Source organism: Stenotrophomonas sp. GD03777, assembly GCF_029842485.1.
Taxonomy (GTDB): domain Bacteria; phylum Pseudomonadota; class Gammaproteobacteria; order Xanthomonadales; family Xanthomonadaceae; genus Stenotrophomonas; species Stenotrophomonas sepilia.
On record NZ_JAOCGL010000094.1, the window covers coordinates 1 to 16,169 of the forward strand.

Consider the following 16,169-nt stretch of genomic DNA (forward strand, 5'->3'; position numbering starts at 1 on the left):
CGCGCGCCACGCAGCTGCAGCCCTTGAACACCGACTATCTGGGCGACCTGGGCTATGCACGGCTGCGTGCCGGCCAGTTCGATCAAGCCCGCGAGCCGCTGGCCAAGGCCCTGGAACTTTCACCGGGCAACGCCAAGGCAACGGCCAACCTTGCACTCTGGGCGGTACTGCGCGGCGACCAGGCCACGGCGGAGCGGCTATCGGCACAGGCCAGCCTCAACGAGGAAACGCGCCGAAGCATCCAGCAGCAGGCCCAGCAGATCCGCACGCGCCTGCAGCAACGACAGGCCGCTGCCGCCGCCAACGCAGCCACACCTGCACACACGGCGAGCGTCGAGAGTGGCGCTCGTGCATCGGGCGGCGCACGGCTGGCGAGCGAACCCCGCCGCGACCCGCGCGACCAACGCGATCCGCAGCGCCTGCCACCCTCGATGCTGGAACGCTTCAGCGCCACCGACCACCCGACCGGAAGCACACCATGACCACGATGCGCCAGATCCGACGCCTGTTGCCCGTGCTGTGCTGCCTGCTTGTGGCCGGTGCCGTGCAGGCACAGCAACAGCCATTGACCGGACAGATGCTCGGTGGCCCCTCACTGTCGGCACCGGCTACAGCGCCGATGCAGGCCGAACCGCTCCCCACCGTGGAGTTGGCCGCACCGGCTGCATCCGCCGAGGTGACTGGAGCGCAAGCGTCGACCATCGCAACCGACGTCGCACCTCTTTCAGCACCGCCCGCCGCACCACGTGCACGCCTGCAGAGCGGCGAGGCGACCCGCAACCTGTTCCGCCTGCAGGCCTCCGGGCAGCAGGCCGGCCAACGGCTGCCGATCCTGGGTGACCAGGCCACGCTGAGCTATGCGCGTTACCTGAAGAGCTTTGAACACGAGATCCCGGACTTCTTTGAGACCGATGTCTCCCGGTCCAAGGACGCCTCCTCCTCCGGACGCTGAGGTCGGCCATGAAACGCCCACGACAGTTCAGTTTCAGCCGCGCACGCGGCGGCATGTCGGTCACGATGATGCTGGTCATGCTGGCGCTGGTGGCCATGCTGGGCCTGATCGAGATCGGCTATCTGTTCTGGGCCAAGCGTGACGCGCAGAAGGTGGCCGACCTTGCCGCACTGGCCGGCGCACAGCGGCTGGAGCTGTGCAGCCCGGACAACAGCGACAACAGCGCTGCCCGGCAGAATGCGGTGGTCCAGAACGGGTTCGCAGGCACCCTGCAGATCCGCTGCGGCAACTGGAGCGCCAGCCGTGGCACCGGCACCCGCTTCGTCACCAGCGTCGATGCCAGCAATCCCCGCAATGCGGTTCAGGTGATCGCCGAGCGCAGCGTGCTGCCCTTCTTCGGTCAGACTTCCAGCCTGCCCACCGTGAGCGTGCAGGCCGTGGCGCGCCGTGCCGAACCCACCGCGGTGTTTGCGGTCGGCTCGCAGCTGCTGCGGACCAATGGCGATTCAGTGCTGCTGTCCACCCTGCGCCTGGTTGGCCTGGACGTCACCAATGCCACGGTGCTGTCCTATGACGGCCTGGCGCAGGCCAACGTGACTCCGTCCGGCCTGCTGAAAGCGCTCAACATACCGGTAAGCGCCAACCTCAGCGTGGCCGACTTCAATCGCCTGCTGTCGGTCAACAAGATTTCGCTGGCACAGCTGGTCGATGCTACCGCCACCGTAGTCGGCCGTGACTCCGCAGTGGGGGTGCAGCTGCGCGCGCTGTCCGATCTGGTTGCCACCCAGCTGGACATCAACAAGCTCAACATCGTGCTTGGCAGCCAGTCCGGCGGCGGTGGCCTGTTTGCCGAAGTTGTCTCGCCCGACGGCACGGTCGGCAGCGCACTGGAGTCACAGATCAACGTGCTCAACCTGATCAACACCGCGATCTCCATCGCCAACGATGGCAACGGCGTGGCGGTCAAGGGACTGGACCTGCTGGGCATCAGGATCCAGGCCGGCGTGGTCGAGCCGCCATCGATCGCCATCGGCGGCGTCGGCAGCCGTGCCTACAACGCGCAGGTGCGGCTGATGGCGGACGTGGACAGCAACAACCTGTTCGCGCTGGGGCCGCTGCTGAACCTGCTTGGCACGCGCCTGCACCTGCCGTTGCACGTCGACGTGGCCAACGGTATGGGCACCTTGACCGGCATCCAGTGCGGCGGCAGTCCACCCAAGGCCACGATCCAGGTGGACTCGTCGGTGCTGCGCGCCTGCGTCGGCAATGTCGACCCCGCACAGCGCTTCTCCAAGGCCAATGTCTGCGATGCCACGCTGCAGGACGAACAGCTGCTGAAGCTGCTGGGCCAACCATTGATCAACGACAGGATTACCCTGCCCGCCCTGACCAGCACGCAGACCCTGACCCTGGCCGCCGGCGAGACCGGCTCGACCCGGTTCAATCCGCTCGCAATTGGTGACGCAGTGTCGAGCCTGGTCAACGAACTGCTACGGGTGCTGTCGGGCATGCTCAATTCGCCCAAGCAGGGCATGAACGCCAACGACACCGCCAAGGCGCTGGCCGATCGCTACCTGCAGGCGGCCTTTCCGACTGGCGGACGCTACAACGTCGACCAGGTCATCCCGCTGCTGCGCGATGGCGATCCGGCGCGCAATCTCGCCCCGCTGGGCAACTGGACGGTGAAGAATGGCGTCCCCAAGCCTTGCCTGCTGGGCCTGACCACCTGCTGGGAAGACGGTTCGGTGTGGACCGGTTACAGGACGACCGTCACCGGCCAGGGCCTGGGCCTGCTCGATGGCCTGCTTGGCTCGCTGGTCGGCAGCCTGCTGATCAACCGCTGCGACAGCCTGCTCGGCAACCTGATCGATTACAACGGCTGCGTGCGCAACAATCTGGCGTCCTACATCCAGACCGCACCGGCCGGCTTTCTCGATGGTGCCGGGGGAACGGGTGTCACCAACCCCGATGGCAGCGTCAGCTGCAGCGGACTGCTGTGCACCCTGCTGAAGCCGATCCTGGCCGCACTGCGGCCGGTGCTCAACAGTATTGGCACCCTGCTGACCAACCTGCTGGCCAGCGTGCTGGGCGTTGAACTGGGCCGGACCGACGTCAATGTGCAGTCGATCCAGTGCAGCGCCGCACAGCTGGTCTACTGACCGGTGACGGGCGCCCTTGGCGGCGCCCACACCCATGCTAGACTCCCGGCGGGGAACCACCTTCATCTCAACCCACACTCATCCGTGGATGGTCTAGACATGCGAGAAACTTCAGGGGGCGCGGTCTTTGCCCGGCACACGCGCAGCGCGGCAGTGCTGGCCGTGGTCATGATGCTGGTGGCACCGGCAGCGATGGCTGCACGTGGCGACCGCGAGGCGGCAGCCGAACCGGCGCGCAGCGCGCCTGTGGTGCGCAATACCGTGGACGAACTCAAGCAGTTGATGGACTCGCGCCAGCTGACCGAGCTGCGCACCACTTACAACGGCAACTACGGCGCCAGCCTGCTGTTCAATGCCAACACCCTGACCTACTACGTCGCCCTGTTCCAGGAGAAGAACTTCTGGCGGGTGATCAAGACCGATGCGGTGGACAACGCCGAGCGCGTCTACCGCACCTTCGCGCAGCAGTCCGAACAGCTCGCCCAGGTCTACATCGACACCACCCGTCTTGAAGCCGGCAAGCGCTACACCGAGCGCCTGGTGGCCTACAACGAAGAACGCCTGCGCACCCTGCAGCAGGAAATGGAACAGCAGCAGGCGCAGTCGGCACAGGTCAGCGCGGCCCTGCAGCAGGCCCAGCAGCAGGCCGTGAGCCTCAGCACCGACGTGCAGAGCACCAACAGCCAGCTGGACGCCCTGCAGCGCCGCATCCAGATCCTGCAGGCCGAACAGGGCAACCCGGAGTTGAGCCTGCCCAAGCCGGACAGTGTGCCCGCACCGGCCGCCGCAAGCGACGGTCGCTGAGAGCTGCACTCACGGTACTCACGCGACGGCGCCCTATGGCGCCGTTGTCGTTTTCGGCACTTCAGCGTCCCCGCGTCACTGGCAGGCGCCGTAGACCGCGTCATCCAGCTGCCGGCGCTGCACGAAATCCAGGCGCCGACGCTTGAGCAACGCCTGCTCGCGATCACGCCGGGCACGCTCGCAGGCCGCCGCATCCGTGCTGATCGTGATCAGCGCACCGTGCGCCCGCGCCGCACGCCGTGGCCGGGGCGATGGCTTCGGTGTCGAGGCCGCTGGCGCCACAGCGCCGCGGGACAATGACTGCTCCGCGGGCACGTCCCAGCGCCATGCGGCACGCCCCTGGCAGGGTGTCTGCTGGTAGACCGGGTGCGGTCCATCCACGCACTTGTAGACATGGGTCTGTGCCGGCGCTGCCATGGGCAGCAGCAGGCACAGCATCAGCGACCATCGCATGGCGGGCATCCGTGCGTTCCTGTGGCGGGCTGCGCTCATCCTCGGCATACGGCTCCCGTCCTGCCAGAGCGATACGCGTCACATCCGATGCAATCCAGCACAGCCGTGCAAGTCGGTCGCCTGCGCCTGCGCTGTACTGCCGAAGGCACCGGCATCCTGCCGAAGCCTTCCCTCCCTTCCGCCAAGGAACCTGCAATGAGCAACTTCGTCACCGTCGCCGATGGCGCCCGCATCTTCTACAAGGATTGGGGCACCGGCCAGCCGATCGTGTTCGCCCACGGTTGGCCGCTGTCTTCCGATGCCTGGGATCCGCAGATGCTGTTCATGGGCCAGAACGGCTTCCGCGTGGTCGCCCACGATCGCCGCAGCCACGGACGCTCCAGCCAGACCTGGAACGGCAACAACATGGACACCTATGCCGATGACCTGGCCGCGGTGATCGAAGCGCTGGACCTGAAGGACGCGATCCTGGTCGGCCATTCCACCGGCGGCGGTGAAGTGGCCCATTACATCGGCCGCCACGGCAGCGCGCGCGTGGCCAAGGTGGTGCTGGTCGGCGCCGTGCCGCCGCTGATGCTGAAGACCGCTGGCAACCCCGCCGGCACCCCGCTGGAGGTCTTCGACGGCATCCGCAAGGGTACCGGCGGCGACCGTTCGCAGTTCTTCAAGGACCTGACCACCCCGTTCTTCGGCGCCAACCGGGATGGCAACAACGTCACCCAGGGCATGCGCGATGCGTTCTGGCTGCAGGGCATGCTCGGTGGCGTCAAGGGCCAGTACGACTGCGTGCACGAATTCTCGGAAGTGGACTACACCGAGGACCTGAAGAAGATCGACGTGCCGGCGCTGGTCGTGCACGGCGATGACGACCAGATCGTGCCGTTCGATGCCTCGGCCAAGCTGTCCTCGCAGATCATCAAGGATGCCGAACTGAAGGTGTACGCCGGTGCGCCGCATGGCCTGACCATCACCCACGCCGACCAGTTCAACGCCGACCTGCTGGCGTTCGCACGCAAGTGAGGTATCGCGGCGGCGCTACCCAGCGCCGCCGCAAAAAAGGGGACGGAGGGGATTAAGTCGTTTGTGCATAAACGATTTAATCCCCTCCGTCCCCTTTTTGTGTCAGATATCGCTGTGATGGTGTGGTACCCCGGTCTTCGGCAGCGGATCATGGCCACCCACGAAGTGGCGTACCACCGGTGCGCGCTCACCGCGATGCAGTTCCCGCAGCACTTCCTGGATCGCCTTGTCGTCGGCGGTGATGCGCTCATGCTGGCGCAGGTGCTCCAGCCACGACGGGGTCACGAAATACTCCAGGTGGATGCCCGGGCTGGCCACGTCCTCGACCACGCCCCAGACCACGGCGCCATCGCGGCGGCGGATCGTGCCCAGCGCGCGCATCTGCGCCTGGAACGTGGCACGATCAGCATCATCGATGCGGTACTCGATGGTGACCAGCACCGGGCCTCGATCGTTCGACACCGGCACCGACAGCTCGGGTGCCGGCCAGTGCCCGGCCGGGCGCAGGTTCAGGTCTTCGGTGCCGGCGATGCGCACGCGCCACACCAGCAACCCACCGATCACCGCACCGGCCGCTGCCACCAGCAATGCCAGTTCGGGCGAGGTGCGCTGAGCGAGCGCGCCCCAGCTCAGGCCGCCGGCGGCCATGCCGGCAGAGAACACCATGATGTACAGCGCCAGCGCACGCGCACGTACCCATGCCGGAACCGCAGTCTGCGCAGCGATCTGCAGCGACGACAGCACGGTGATCCACGCAAAACCATTGACCAGCATCACCGCCGGAAGCACGTACCAGCTGCGGGTCAGCGCCAGCCCGACCAGGCTCAGGGCCAGCGACAACGTCGCCAGCAGCACCAGCAGGTCGCGATCCATCCGTGCGCGCAGCTTCGGCAGCAGCAACGCACCACCCACTGCGCCGATGCCGATGCAGCCCAGCAGCATGCCGTACTGCCCCGCCCCACCCTGCATCTGCCCACGCACTACCACCGGCAACAGCGCGTTCATTGCCGCGGCGAAGAAGAAGAAGCCGACCGACTTGATCAGCACCGCCTGCAGCCGTCCGGCACGGCTCGCGTAGCGCAGGCCCGCTTTCAATCCGGCACCGAAGCCTTCCGGCGGCAAGCTCGACTGCTTTGGGTCGCGCTTCCAGCCCCACACCACGAACAGCATCGCGGCGAAGGTGATGGCATTGAAGCCGAACGCCCAGACCGCACCCAGCTGGGCGACGATCACGCCGCCGATGGCCGGGCCGATCGAACGGGCGATATTGATGCCGATCGAGTTCAGCGCCACCGCCGAGGCCAGCATCGGCTGTGGCACCAGTTCGGAGACGATGGCGGCCTGCGCGGGCATTGCCATCGCCGCACCGCAGCCCATGCAGAAGGTCAGCAGCACCAGCAACTGCGGGGTCAGCAGGTCCATCGCGGTCAACGCAGCCATCGCTGCGGCCACCAGCAGCATCCAGCCCTGGGTCGCCAACAGGTACTTCCGACGATCGACAATGTCGGCCAGGGTGCCGGCAGCGAGCGCCAGCAGCACGATCGGCACCGTGGTGGCCGACTGCACCAGGGCCACCATCAGCGGCGAACCGGTGCGCTCGGCCATGACCCAGGCGGCGGCCACATCATTGACCCAGGTGCCGATGTTGCTGGCCAGGATTGCCAGCCAGATCGAACGGAACATCTGGATCTTCAGCGGGGACCAGGCACCTGCGTCCTGTACGGGGGGTTGCGACGCGGTTGCGTTCACCATTGCCATGCTCCAACGATCGAGGCGAACAGCGTGTCCTGGCCTCCAGCCTGCTTCAGTGCAGGACCGGCGTCGACCCAGGCCAGCTGCAGCTGCCATTGCCAGTGTTCGCTGGCCTGCCAGCGGGTTTCGGATTTGTACTGGGTGCCGATGCGGCGCGCGCCACCGGCGCTGCCCGGCAACGCCACCAGCGGCGCCGGCGTGGTGTAGACCGCATCGGCACGACGATGCTTCCAGGCCATCTGTACGCCCAGTTCCGTCGTCACCGCGTCGTGCAGGCGCAGGGTCAGGGTCGGCTGCAGGTCCATCAGATTGGCCGGGGCCAGCAGGCTGGCCTCGCTGAAGTAGGCCGATTTCGGGAACAGTGCATTGAAGGTGCCCAGTCGCCGGTCGTGCAGGTTGCCATCGCCACTGGCGATGTCGGCCTTCAGCCCCAGCCGCGGTTGCAGTGGCCGCTCCCTCCAGCGCCAGCCCGTGTCGGTCGCCAGCGTCCAGGCACGGACGTCGAGTGGGCCGGTGGCGGCACGCAGTTCACCGCCCTGTGCCACCAGCTCACTGTTCCAGTCCAGCAGACCTGACTGGCCGAACCAGCGCGCGCCGAGTGTCTGCCGGCGCTCGGTTCCCGAGCCCGCCGCAAAGCGCGCACCGTCGCGACGATAGTCCAGCAGGTACAGATCCCACTGTCCCACGCCCTGCCCGCGTGCCGCGGTGGCATAGGCACCCCACAGGTGCGCACCGTGTTCGCTGCGATCATCAAAGGCACCCGGCCGGTTCTCGACCGGCCGCAGGGCCATCAGGTCAAGCGTGCCGAGCCGCCCCTTCCAGCCCAGGCGCGCACCATCGAAGGCCAGGCGGATGTTCGGCCCATCGCGTACCGACAACAGCCGCGAGCTGCCATAGCCGGCTTCCTGCCGGCCGAGCTGCACATGGAAGCCACCGCGCTGCCAGCGCCAGTACGCCTGCTGCACGTCCAAGGCACCACGGTCGGTGCGGCCCGGGCCGCCTGCCTTGCCATTCTCGGCATGCACGCCCAGCTGCAGTTTTGCCTGCCAGGTGTCCTCCACATAGGTAGCCGAAGCCAGTGCGCGCAGCAGGCCATAGCCATCTTCGCTGCCGCCGATACCAAACCGGGTCGGGTCGTAGTACAGGCCACGCAGGCGCAGCGATGCGTCCAGCTGCAGCTCGCCGTTGCCCGCGTCGCTGCAGCGGCCGCCCTCGCAGGCCAGCGCCAGCGAGGGCACGGACAGCAGCGCCAGGCTCAGAACGCGAAGCACGAGCATCCCATCGCGCCCCAGAACCCGGCCAGGTCATCGGTCGGCGCCGCGTGATGCGCGGCATGACCGTGAGCACCATGCGTACTGCAGGCCACACCGTGATGGTGGCGATGGGCAGCGGCCAATCCGGTGGCGGCACCACCAACGTGGTAACCACCGAACCGGTTGACCGGCGACCAGTCCGGCATCGCCGGCGGCAGCTGCGGCGCCAGCCCAGCATAATCGCCGTCGGCGTGCACGATGCGCCCGCCGACCACGGTCAGCATGCTGGTGATGTCGGCGATCTGCGCGTCGTCGACGCGGAAGAAATCGGCCGAGAGCAGGATGAAGTCGGCCAACTGACCAACCTTCAATGTCCCCTTCACTGCTTCGTCGCCGGAGAACCAGGCGCTGCCCTGGGTCCACAGGCGCAGCGCCTGCTCGCGTTCGAGCAGGTTTTCCTCGCCATACAGGGCCAACCCGCCCACGGTGCGCCCGGTCACCAGCCAGGACAACGCCACCCACGGGTTGTAGCTGGCCACGCGGGTGGCGTCGGTGCCTGCGCCCACCGGCACGCCCTCGGCCAACATGCGCTTGACCGGCGGCGTGTGCCGTGCCGCCTGCACGCCGTAGCGCTCGACGAAGGCTTCGCCCTGGTAGGCCATGCGGTGCTGCACGGCGATACCCCCACCCAGCGCGCGGATGCGCTCGATATTGCGCGGAGTGATGGTCTCGGCGTGGTCGATGAACCAGTGCAGGCCATCGAATGGCACCTCGCGGTTGACCTGTTCGTATACATCCAGGATGCGGGTGATGCTCTCGTCGTAGGTGGCGTGGATGCGGAACGGCCAGCGCTTCTCGACCAGCAGCTTCACCACGTCGTGCAGTTCGGGCTCCAGCTCCGGCGGCAGTTCCGGGCGCGGCTCGTTGAACAGTTCGAAGTCGGCGGCGGAGAACACCAGCATCTCGCCCGCGCCGTTGTGGCGCAGCAGGTCATCGCCCTGGCGCGGCTGCAGGATCTCGCTCCAGCCACGGAAGTCATCCACTTCCCTGCCCTTGTTCTGGGTGAACAGGTTGTAGGCGATGCGCACCGTCAGCTGGTCATCGCGATGCAGCTGCTCGATGACCTGGTAGTCCTCGGGGTAGTTCTGGAAGCCACCGCCGGCGTCGATCACCGAGGTGATGCCAAGCCGGTTCAGTTCGCGCATGAAGTGGCGCGTCGAGTTGGCCTGGTATTCGATCGGCAGGCGCGGGCCCTTGGCCAGCGTGGCGTAGAGGATCAGCGCATTGGGCTTGGCCAGCAGCAGCCCGGTCGGGTTGCCCAGCGAATCGCGCACGATCTGGCCACCCGGCGGATCCGGTGTGTCCTTGCTGTAGCCGCAGGCGCGCAGCGCGGCGCGGTTGAGCAGTGCGCGGTCATACAGGTGCAGCAGGAACACCGGCGTATCCGGCGCGATGTCGTTGAGCTCCTGCAGCGTCGGCAGGCGCTTCTCGTTGAACTGCGCGGCGGTAAAGCCACCGACCACGCGGACCCACTGCGGCGCGGGAGTACGGTCTACCTGGGCCTTCAGCATGTCCAGGGCGTCGCCCAGCGAACGCAGGCCGTCCCAGCGCAGCTCCAGGTTGTAGTTCAGGCCACCACGGATCAGGTGGGTGTGGCTGTCGTTGAGGCCGGGCAGCAGGCGCCGGCCCTGGGCGTCGATCAAGGTCGCTTCATTGCCCCAGCCGCGCATGATCTCCTCGTCGCTGCCGACGGCGACGATGCGGCCTTCCTGTACAGCCAGCGCCTGCGCATGCGGCTGCTGCGGGTCGAGGGTGGTAATGCGGGCATTGCGGATGACCAGCGTGCTCATGCGACGCTCCTTGGAAGTGGAATCGAGTGCGGCACCGGCGCGACCTGCCAGGCCGAGCGCAACAGCGGCGCCGCTGGCCAGCACCACGTTACGGCGGCCGTGATCGAGGGGATCGTGACTCATGCGAATTCTCCCGGAAGGCGTTGGCCGTCCAGCGCCCAGGCGCCGGGGCCGGCCAGCGCGAGGGCCAGCAGCACCGTGGTCCACATCAACGGGTACTCACTGCCGCCGCGCATCCAGAACCAGCCCTTGGGCAGGGCCAACAGCACGGTGAAGCCGATGAAGGCAGCCGCCGCAAGCGCAGCGATGCGGGTCTGCCACCCCAGCAGCACGGCCAGCCCGGACAACACCTGCAGCAAGGCCAACAGCAATGGCAACGGTGCCACTGCCGGCAGCCCGAAACCGCGCAGCTCGGTGGCGAAGCCGGAAAGCCCCGGCCCCCCGAACCAGCCGAACAGCTTGCCCAGCGCGTGCGGCAGCAGGAAGCCTCCTGCCGCCACGCGCAGCATCAGCAGGGCCAGGTCGAGGCCATGGCCGGCAACCATGCTCAGTGCCCGCCTTCCTGCGCACCGAACATCCGCTTGGCGTACTGGATGCCGATGCCGTAGCCGCCAGCGTGATCGCGCGCAATGCCGGTGGTCAGGTCGTAGGTTTCACCCCGTGCCCAGTCGCGCTGCAGTTCGAGCAGGTACTGCACGCTGGTCATCGGCACCGCGCCGGCCTGCACCATGCGGGTGATCGCACGCTCGTGCGCTTCCTCGCTGACATCGCCACAGGCATCGGTGATCACATACACCTCAAAGCCCTGCGCCAGCGCCGACAGTGCCGGGCCGACGATGCAGACGCTGGTCCACAGGCCGGCGATGACCAGACGGCGCTGGCCGATGCGGTTGATCTCATCGATCACAGGCTGGTCTTCCCAGGTGTTCATCGAGGTGCGATCGAACACCGTCTGGCCCGGAAAGATCTGCGGCAGTTCCGGGAACATCGGCCCGGAGAACGATGCTTCGGCGACTGTGGTCAGCACGACCGGTACATTGAAGCCCTTGGCGCCCTTGCCGATCAGCGACACGTTGTTGCGCAGCGCGGAAATGTCGATGGTGTGGGTGGCGAACGCCATCTGCGACTGGAAGTCGATCAGCACCAGGGCGTGGTCGGTCGGCGACAGCAGCGCCGGGGCGGGAGTGGCGGTGGCAAGGCTCATGGGTGGACTCCGTTGGAAACACGATCAAGGGGATGCAACAGGGCGGCATCGCCGGCAACGTACTGGCCGGGGCTGCAGCCGGTCTCCGCGCGGAAGCTGCGGACGAAATGGCTCTGGTCGAAGAAGCCCAGCTGCTGGGCCAGGCAGGCCATCGGCAGCTGCGCGCCCGGCAGCAGCTGGCGCGCGCGCTCGATGCGACGGCGGCGGACATAGCGCAGCGGGCTGGCGCCGGTACCGGCGCGGAACAGGCGTACCAGATGGAAGCGGCTGACGCAGGCGGCCGCCGCCAGCTCGGTCACCCGCAGCGGCTGCGACAGATGCTCATCGACATAGCGCAGGGCGCGCTGCAACGCGGCGGCCTGTTGCGGTGCCAGTGAAGCGGCGGGCGGATCAGGCGGGAAGAGGGTGGCCATGCGGGACGCCTCGAAGGGGTGCCCCATGGTGCGTGACCCCTGCGTGATGCCCCACCCCCGTCGGTCGAGGCCAGCACCTACCCGAATGGGGGAGGCCGACGGCCGAGCAGGCGGCGCCCGAACAACCGCGCATCCAATGAATAGGCGCCAGGGCCCAGCATCAACAGCGCCAATGGCAGCACCGCCTGCGGCCACGGCGCCTGCTGCGCGAACATGCCCACGGCCGCCATCAGCGCCGCCAGCGGCGTCAACGCACCCAGCACGAGCATCAGCACTGCCAGCAGGCACAACGCCGACCACCCGCCCGCCTGCATGCCGGGCGTGAACAGCGCAGCGGACAGGCACAACCGCAACCACAGCAGGCCGATGCCCGGACCGCGGTCGGGGAACATCACGAACAGGCGCTGCATGGCGGGGCTCCGGAGGGCATGCCGGCGTGATAGCCGACGCCGGCGCACGCCGCCTACCCCGTTCGGGTCACCCCGGACTGCCCCACACCTGCCAGAATGCGCGCCATGCGTGGCCGCCCCTTCCCGTCCGTGCGTCGCCTGCCGACGCTGCTGACGTGCCTGCTCCTGTTGACCTCCCTGCCCGCCTTTGCCGTGCAGCGCCCGCCGGTGAGCGGCGGGCTGCCCGATTACGAACACACCGCCTGGCGTGTCGGCCAGGGCGCGCCGGGCGATATCTGGGACATTGCCCAGGACCGTGAGGGCCTGTTGTGGCTGGCTACCGGCTCGGGCCTGTACCGCTTCGATGGCCGTCGCTTCGAACGGCAGGCAGCGCCCGCCGGCAGCCAGTTCCCGTCCACCAACATGGTCACACTGGCGAATGCGGCCGGCGGTGCGCTGTGGATCGGCTACTTCCAGGCCGGCATCAGCCAGTTCACGCATGGGCAGCTGCGCAGCTACGGCCGCGAGCAGGGGGTGCCTGTCGGCGTGGTCCCACGCATCAGCCAGGATCGCCAGGGGCAGCTCTGGGCGGCGATCAATGGCGGGCTGCGCCGCTTTGACGGACACCGCTGGCAGCCACTGCCGGCCGCTGCCGGCCTGCCCGAGCGCCGAGTGCAGTGGGTGCTGCACGACAGCCGGGACAGGTTCTGGGTGCTGGCCGACCTGAAGATCTGGATGCGTGCGGCGGGCCAGACCGCGTTCGAGGACACCGGCATCGCGGTCTCGCAGATGGCGACGCTGGCCGAAAGCCCGCAGGGTGAAGTGTGGCTGGCCGACCGGGTGAGAGGCACCTCGCCGCTGGCCAACGCGCAGGGTCTGCTGGCGGCCGGCGAACGTGAGGCGCGGCGGTTGCCGGAACTGGTTGCTGCGCGCCTGCAGTTCACTGCCGATGGCGCGCTGTGGGCCACGATGAGCCCGCACGGCGGCGTCGCCCGCATCACCTTCGACGGCACACGGGCCGTGCGCATGGAACGCTTCGATTCGCCGCAAGGACTGACCGCCACATCGGCAGTGCCGATCATCGTCGATCGCGAAGGCAATCTCTGGATTGGCACCAATCTCGGCCTCAACCGCTTCCGCGCACGCAGCGTGCACGCCCTGGTGGTCGGCCCGAGCGATCCCTACCGCTCGCTGGTACGGGCCAGCGATGGGCGCGTGTATGGCTATGGCGAAGACCTCAAGCCCTACGACCTGCGGCGCCCCCTGCTGGATGGCAGCGCCACGCAGCTGCAGGCCGCCGCTCGGCAGGCACCCACGCCGATCTGGCAGTTCGACTGGGTCAACCTCGCGCGCACGGTCGCCGGCCACACCACATTGATCCCGCTGCCGGCGCCGTTCACCGGGCAGCCGCTGCATGCCCTGTTGTTCCCCGATGACGGACAGGCCTGGGTCTGCGCCGGAGAACGCGGGGTGCTGCACTACCAGCATGACCAGTGGCAACGTGAAATCCGCCTGCCAGAGCAGGCCTGCTCATCGCTGGCGCTGGATGCCGATGGCCAGCTGCTGCTCGGCTATGCCGATGGCCGCCTGCGCCGCCTGGGTACGAATGGCACCGAGACCTTCGACGCCGGGAACGGCCTGTCGGTAGGGCCGATCACCGCGATGCTGCACCACCGGGACCTTCTGCTGGTCGCCGGCGAAGCGGGGCTGGCGGCACGGCTGGACAACGGCCGGTTCGTTCCGGTGCGCACCGACATGGCCGGTGTCCTGGAGGGCATCACCGGCATGGTCGCCGATGCCAATGGGCACCTGTGGCTAAACGGCAGCCGTGGCCTGGTACGGATGGAAAGCGGGTTGCTGCGCCGTGCCCTGCGCACCGGTCTGCCAGTGACGCCACGCCTGTTCGATGCCATCGACGGCATGCCCGGCATCGCCCTGCAGAGCGGACCGATCGCTACCGCCGCCCTGGCCGACGACGGCCTGCTGTGGCTGGCCACCAACCAGGGCCTGGCCTGGCTGGACACCACCCGCTCGCACGTCAATACGATGGCTCCCAGCGTGCGCATCGGCGAGGTGCTGTATGGCAGCGAGCACGCGCCGCTACGCGATGGCCTGCGCCTCCCGGCCGGCACCAGCCAGCTGCAGATTGAGTACGTGGCGCTGTCGTTGGCACGTCCGGAGCGCAACCGCTACCGCTACCGCCTGTCGGGCGTGGATGACGGCTGGCAGGACGCTGGCAGCAGCACACGTGCGTACTACACCAACCTCGCGCCCGGCAGCTACCGGTTCGAGGTGGAAGCCGCCAACGAGGACGGCATCTGGAGCACCGCACCGGCCAGCCGCAGCTTCCGCATCGCTCCCACCTTCATGCAGACAGTGTGGTTCAAGCTGCTGTGCACCGCCGCCGTGCTTGCACTGCTGGTGCTGGCGGTACGCATCCGCAGCGGGCAGCTGGCCGCACTGTTCCGCGCCCGACTGCAGGAACGCAACGGCGAGCGCGAACGCATCGCGCGCGACCTGCACGACACCCTGCTGCAGGGTAGCCAGGGCCTGATCCTGCGCCTGCACGCGATCAGCCAGTCAGCGCAGACACCGGAGCCTGTGCGCAGTCAGCTTGAGTCAGCGATGCAGCTGGCCGAGCGCAACCTGGCCGAGGGTCGCGAGCGGGTCAATGCGCTGCGCGAGGCGCCGTTCGCGGGCCGCGACCTCGCTTCGGCGCTGGCCGACGTGCACGCCGAATACGCCGGGCATGGCATCAATCCCCTGCGCCTGACCGTGGAAGGCGCGACGCCCCCGCTGCAGGCCGACGCGGCCGAAGAGGTGTTCCTGATCGGGCGCGAGGCCATCCGCAATGCGTTGCGCCATGCCAATGCCAGTGCCATTGAAGTGGAACTGTCCTATGGCACGCGTTGTTTCCTGCTGCACGTGCGCGACGACGGCGCCGGCATTGCCGACGAGAACGCCGGCCATGGCCATTGGGGCCTGCAGGGCATGCGTGAGCGCGCCCAGCGCCTCGGCGCGGAACTGCAGCTGTGGACCCGCCCCGGGCTGGGCACCGAGATCGCGCTGGCGGTTCCCGCCCGTCGCCTGTATCACCGCCGCCCATCGCGTTGGCGCTGGCCCTGGAGTAGAACGAGCCATGACTGAATCCCCTACCCCGATCGGCGTACTGGTGGTCGATGATCACCCGTTGCTGCGTGACGGCCTGGCTGCGCTGCTGGGCGCCCATTCCGACCTGCGCCTGCTCGGCGAGGCCGCCGATGGCGAGGAAGCCATCGCGCGCTATCAGCAGCTGCAGCCAGACGTGGTACTGATGGACCTGCAGATGCCACGCCTGGATGGTGTGGAAGCCATCGTGCGGATCCGCACGATGGATCCGCGCGCGCGCATCATCGTGCTGACCACCTACCGTGGTGACGTACGTGCGGTGCGGGCGCTGCAGGCCGGCGCCAGCGCGTACCTGCTGAAGGACATGCTGCGCCATGAACTGGTCGACACCATCCGCATGGTCGCCGGCGGCCGGCGCGCACCGATTCCCCCGGCCGTGGCGGCCAGCATCGCCGCGCATGTAGTGGAAGATCGCTTGTCGCCGCGCGAGACCGAGGTACTGCGGCACGTGGCCGGAGGGCTGTCGAACAAGCGCATCGGCGAGCGCATGCAGATTTCCGAGCAGACGGTGAAGGCGCACATGAAAAGCCTGATGGACAAGCTCGGCGTGGGTGATCGCACGCATGCGGTAACCCAGGCGCTGCGGCGCGGCATCATCAGCCTGGACGACAGCGGTCACGATTAGGGGGTTGTCCGGCAGGGCTTGCAGCCCTGCACCCGCGGTAGTGCCGGCCGCTGGCCGGCAACTTCAACAGCAAAATCAAAAGCGCGCTCTCCGTGGGATGGCGCGGCGGTGTCGGAGTGCGGGGACG

14 protein-coding genes and 1 pseudogene are annotated in these 16,169 nt (G+C 67.9%); 7 read left to right on the forward strand and 8 right to left on the reverse strand.

The features are described 5' to 3' along the window. The 4 genes and pseudogenes from N5E02_RS16605 to N5E02_RS16620 form a co-directional block, all read left to right on the forward strand. Nucleotides 1-482 (forward strand): annotated as a pseudogene (locus tag N5E02_RS16605) (Flp pilus assembly protein TadD); the annotation flags it as partial. Beyond that, nucleotides 479-952 (forward strand): DUF3613 domain-containing protein, encoded by a 474-nt coding sequence (locus N5E02_RS16610; protein WP_164229998.1) that lies wholly within the window; start codon nucleotides 479-481, stop codon nucleotides 950-952. The pseudogene N5E02_RS16605 and the gene N5E02_RS16610, both read left to right, overlap by 4 nt. Nucleotides 953-960: 8 nt before the next feature. Next, complete coding sequence (locus N5E02_RS16615) at nucleotides 961-3,111, forward strand: TadG family pilus assembly protein (protein WP_171955487.1); 2,151 nt, start codon at nucleotides 961-963, stop codon at nucleotides 3,109-3,111. A gap of 99 nt (nucleotides 3,112-3,210) precedes the next feature. After that, nucleotides 3,211-3,915: a DUF2968 domain-containing protein gene (locus tag N5E02_RS16620; RefSeq protein WP_065196128.1), complete on the forward strand. Its 705-nt coding sequence runs from the start codon at nucleotides 3,211-3,213 to the stop codon at nucleotides 3,913-3,915. Between the two features lie 75 nt (nucleotides 3,916-3,990). Here N5E02_RS16620 and N5E02_RS16625 read toward each other — a convergent pair whose 3' ends face one another. Then, nucleotides 3,991-4,377, reverse strand: a complete 387-nt coding sequence (locus N5E02_RS16625) for a hypothetical protein (protein WP_065196127.1) — start codon at nucleotides 4,375-4,377, stop codon at nucleotides 3,991-3,993. A gap of 186 nt (nucleotides 4,378-4,563) precedes the next feature. Here N5E02_RS16625 and N5E02_RS16630 point away from each other — a divergent pair, with 186 nt between their 5' ends. Next, entirely contained in the window at nucleotides 4,564-5,388 is an 825-nt protein-coding gene (locus N5E02_RS16630) for an alpha/beta hydrolase (RefSeq protein WP_065196126.1), read from the forward strand. A 102-nt stretch (nucleotides 5,389-5,490) separates the two neighbouring features. Here N5E02_RS16630 and N5E02_RS16635 read toward each other — a convergent pair whose 3' ends face one another. The 7 genes from N5E02_RS16635 to N5E02_RS16665 form a co-directional block, all read right to left on the reverse strand. Beyond that, nucleotides 5,491-7,140 carry an MFS transporter gene (locus N5E02_RS16635; RefSeq protein WP_065196125.1) on the reverse strand — a complete coding sequence of 550 codons (1,650 nt, stop codon included), beginning with the start codon at nucleotides 7,138-7,140 and terminating at the stop codon, nucleotides 5,491-5,493. Further along, complete coding sequence (locus N5E02_RS16640; protein ID WP_005416999.1) at nucleotides 7,134-8,417, reverse strand: alginate export family protein; 1,284 nt, start codon at nucleotides 8,415-8,417, stop codon at nucleotides 7,134-7,136. The genes N5E02_RS16635 and N5E02_RS16640 overlap by 7 nt, the downstream gene beginning before the upstream one ends. Further along, nucleotides 8,396-10,243 (reverse strand): amidohydrolase, encoded by a 1,848-nt coding sequence (locus tag N5E02_RS16645; RefSeq protein WP_171955791.1) that lies wholly within the window; start codon nucleotides 10,241-10,243, stop codon nucleotides 8,396-8,398. The genes N5E02_RS16640 and N5E02_RS16645 overlap by 22 nt, the downstream gene beginning before the upstream one ends. Before the next feature lie 119 nt (nucleotides 10,244-10,362). Beyond that, on the reverse strand, nucleotides 10,363-10,788 hold the full coding sequence (locus tag N5E02_RS16650; RefSeq protein WP_065185735.1) for a DoxX family protein: 426 nt from the start codon (nucleotides 10,786-10,788) through the stop codon (nucleotides 10,363-10,365). A 2-nt stretch (nucleotides 10,789-10,790) separates the two neighbouring features. Then, nucleotides 10,791-11,447 carry a hydrolase gene (locus tag N5E02_RS16655; protein ID WP_279946513.1) on the reverse strand — a complete coding sequence of 219 codons (657 nt, stop codon included), beginning with the start codon at nucleotides 11,445-11,447 and terminating at the stop codon, nucleotides 10,791-10,793. After that, a complete protein-coding gene (locus N5E02_RS16660; protein WP_345782204.1) occupies nucleotides 11,444-11,887 on the reverse strand; it encodes an AraC family transcriptional regulator in 444 nt (147 codons plus the stop codon). The genes N5E02_RS16655 and N5E02_RS16660 overlap by 4 nt, the downstream gene beginning before the upstream one ends. A 50-nt stretch (nucleotides 11,888-11,937) precedes the next feature. Continuing rightward, nucleotides 11,938-12,270, reverse strand: coding sequence for a hypothetical protein (locus N5E02_RS16665; protein ID WP_005417009.1), 333 nt, complete (start codon nucleotides 12,268-12,270; stop codon nucleotides 11,938-11,940). Between the two features lie 96 nt (nucleotides 12,271-12,366). On the opposite strand from N5E02_RS16665, the gene N5E02_RS16670 reads away from it, so the two are divergent. Next, nucleotides 12,367-15,396, forward strand: coding sequence for a sensor histidine kinase (locus N5E02_RS16670; RefSeq protein WP_065196124.1), 3,030 nt, complete (start codon nucleotides 12,367-12,369; stop codon nucleotides 15,394-15,396). Then, nucleotides 15,389-16,042, forward strand: a complete 654-nt coding sequence (locus N5E02_RS16675) for a response regulator transcription factor (protein WP_065196123.1) — start codon at nucleotides 15,389-15,391, stop codon at nucleotides 16,040-16,042. Before N5E02_RS16670 ends, N5E02_RS16675 begins: the two co-directional genes overlap by 8 nt. Nucleotides 16,043-16,169 lie beyond the last annotated feature (127 nt).

Coding starts and splice junctions, on each gene's coding strand:
- N5E02_RS16640 (WP_005416999.1), bottom strand. CDS start 8,417: ATGCTCGTGCTTCGCGTTCTGAGCCTGGCGCTGCTGTCCGTGCCCTCG.
- N5E02_RS16650 (WP_065185735.1), bottom strand. CDS start 10,788: ATGGTTGCCGGCCATGGCCTCGACCTGGCCCTGCTGATGCTGCGCGTG.
- N5E02_RS16620 (WP_065196128.1), top strand. CDS start 3,211: ATGCGAGAAACTTCAGGGGGCGCGGTCTTTGCCCGGCACACGCGCAGC.
- N5E02_RS16675 (WP_065196123.1), top strand. CDS start 15,389: ATGACTGAATCCCCTACCCCGATCGGCGTACTGGTGGTCGATGATCAC.
- N5E02_RS16665 (WP_005417009.1), bottom strand. CDS start 12,270: ATGCAGCGCCTGTTCGTGATGTTCCCCGACCGCGGTCCGGGCATCGGC.
- N5E02_RS16630 (WP_065196126.1), top strand. CDS start 4,564: ATGAGCAACTTCGTCACCGTCGCCGATGGCGCCCGCATCTTCTACAAG.
- N5E02_RS16670 (WP_065196124.1), top strand. CDS start 12,367: ATGCGCGCCATGCGTGGCCGCCCCTTCCCGTCCGTGCGTCGCCTGCCG.
- N5E02_RS16655 (WP_279946513.1), bottom strand. CDS start 11,447: ATGAGCCTTGCCACCGCCACTCCCGCCCCGGCGCTGCTGTCGCCGACC.
- N5E02_RS16645 (WP_171955791.1), bottom strand. CDS start 10,243: ATGAGCACGCTGGTCATCCGCAATGCCCGCATTACCACCCTCGACCCG.
- N5E02_RS16610 (WP_164229998.1), top strand. CDS start 479: ATGACCACGATGCGCCAGATCCGACGCCTGTTGCCCGTGCTGTGCTGC.
- N5E02_RS16635 (WP_065196125.1), bottom strand. CDS start 7,140: ATGGTGAACGCAACCGCGTCGCAACCCCCCGTACAGGACGCAGGTGCC.
- N5E02_RS16625 (WP_065196127.1), bottom strand. CDS start 4,377: ATGCCCGCCATGCGATGGTCGCTGATGCTGTGCCTGCTGCTGCCCATG.
- N5E02_RS16660 (WP_345782204.1), bottom strand. CDS start 11,887: ATGGGGCACCCCTTCGAGGCGTCCCGCATGGCCACCCTCTTCCCGCCT.
- N5E02_RS16615 (WP_171955487.1), top strand. CDS start 961: ATGAAACGCCCACGACAGTTCAGTTTCAGCCGCGCACGCGGCGGCATG.